Below are 1,791 nucleotides of genomic sequence, written 5' to 3'. Positions count from 1 at the left end.
CTTAGCCGCGGCGGCCTACGTCTATCTGCTGCGCGAGGGCCTGGGGGCGCGGCTGGCCGCCCGCGGGGGGCCGCTCTACGTCTTCTTCTACAACAAGTGGTTCTTCGATGAGCTCTACCAGGCCACCTTCGTGAAGGGCGCCAAGGCTCTGGGCGATCTCTTCTGGAAGGGCGGCGACCAGAAGATCATCGATGGCTTCGGCCCTGATGGTGTCTCGGCGGTGTCCTACGCGGTGGGCCGGGCGACCGGCCGGGCCCAGACCGGCTACGTCTATCACTATGCCTTCGTGATGCTGCTCGGCGTGGCGGGACTGCTGTCCTACGCGCTCTGGGCCTGGGCTTGAGGGGGGACGAACCGATGACCGGCATGCTCTCCCTGATCACTTTCGCCCCGCTGCTGGGCGTGGCGGCCATCCTGCTGCTGCGCGCGGCCTCCAAGGACGAGGCCCGCGTCGTCGGCGCCTCCAAGTGGATCGCCTTCGTCACCACCCTGGCCACCCTGGCGCTCTCGGTGCTGCTGGTGGCCGAGTTCGACCCGGCCAATCCGGGCTTCCAGTTCGTGGAGGACGCGGCCTGGTTCGCGGGCATCCACTACCGCATGGGCGTGGACGGGATCTCGATCCTGTTCGTGCTGCTGACCGCCTTCCTGCTGCCGATCTGCATCGCCGCCTCCTGGACGACGATCGAGAAGCGCGTGCCGGAATACATGGTGGCCTTCCTGGTGTTGGAAACCCTGGTCATCGGGGTGTTCTGCGCCCTGGACCTGGTGCTGTTCTACGCCTTCTTCGAGTTCGGCCTGGTGCCGATGTTCCTGATCATCGGCATCTGGGGCGGCAAGAACCGGGTCTACGCGGCCTACAAGTTCTTCCTCTACACCCTGCTAGGTTCGGTCCTGATGCTAGCGGCGATCCTCGCCATGATCGGGATCGCCGGGACATCCTCGATCCCCGAGCTGATGGTCTACAAGTTCGCGCCCGAGCTGCAGACCTGGCTGTGGCTGGCTTTCTTCGCCTCCTTTGCGGTGAAGATGCCCATGTGGCCGGTCCACACCTGGCTGCCCGACGCCCACGTCGAAGCGCCCACAGCGGGCTCGGTGATCCTGGCCGGTATCCTCCTGAAGATGGGCGGCTACGGCTTCCTGCGCTTCAGCCTGCCGATGTTCCCGCAAGCCTCGGACTACTTCACCCCGCTGGTCTTCGCGCTCAGCGTCATCGCCGTCGTCTACACCTCGCTGGTCGCCTTCCGTCAGACCGACATCAAGAAGCTGATCGCCTATTCGTCCGTGGCCCTCATGGGCTTCGTGACCATGGGCATCTTCGCGGGCAATGCGCTGGGCATCCAGGGGGCGATCTTCCAGATGCTGAGCCACGGGGTGATCTCCGGCGCGCTCTTCCTCTGCGTCGGCGTCGTTTATGACCGCATGCACACCCGCGAGATCGCCTTCTATGGCGGCCTCGTGCATCGCATGCCCTGGTATGCGGCGACCTTCATGCTGTTCACCATGGGCAATGTCGGCCTGCCGGGCACCTCGGGCTTCATCGGTGAGATCACCACCATGGTCGGCGTCTACCTGGACGGCGGTCGTGGCCGCCACCGGCGTGATCTTCTCGGCGGTCTATGCGCTCAGCCTCTACCGCCGGGTCATCTTCGGTGAGATCACCAATCCAACGCTGGCCGACATCACCGATCTCGATTGGCGAGAAGTGGCGATCTTCGCCCCGCTGATCGCGTCCACCCTGTACCTCGGCGTCTATCCGGCCGCCGTCCTCGATCTGACCCAAGCCTCGGTCGA

Annotated in this window: 2 pseudogenes; both read left to right on the top strand. The window is 65.0% G+C overall.

What is annotated here, in order from left to right:
• Window positions 1-343 (top strand): annotated as a pseudogene (locus RMO04_RS20910) (NADH-quinone oxidoreductase subunit L); the annotation flags it as partial.
• Window positions 340-1,791, top strand: a pseudogene (locus tag RMO04_RS20905) (NADH-quinone oxidoreductase subunit M); the annotation flags it as partial. The pseudogenes RMO04_RS20910 and RMO04_RS20905, both read left to right, overlap by 4 nt.

The sequence above is a fragment of the Phenylobacterium sp. genome (assembly GCF_031412415.1).
Classification (GTDB): Bacteria; Pseudomonadota; Alphaproteobacteria; order Caulobacterales; family Caulobacteraceae; genus Phenylobacterium.
Note: the sequence above shows the minus strand (reverse complement) of the source record. Positions and strands in the feature narration are given on the sequence as shown.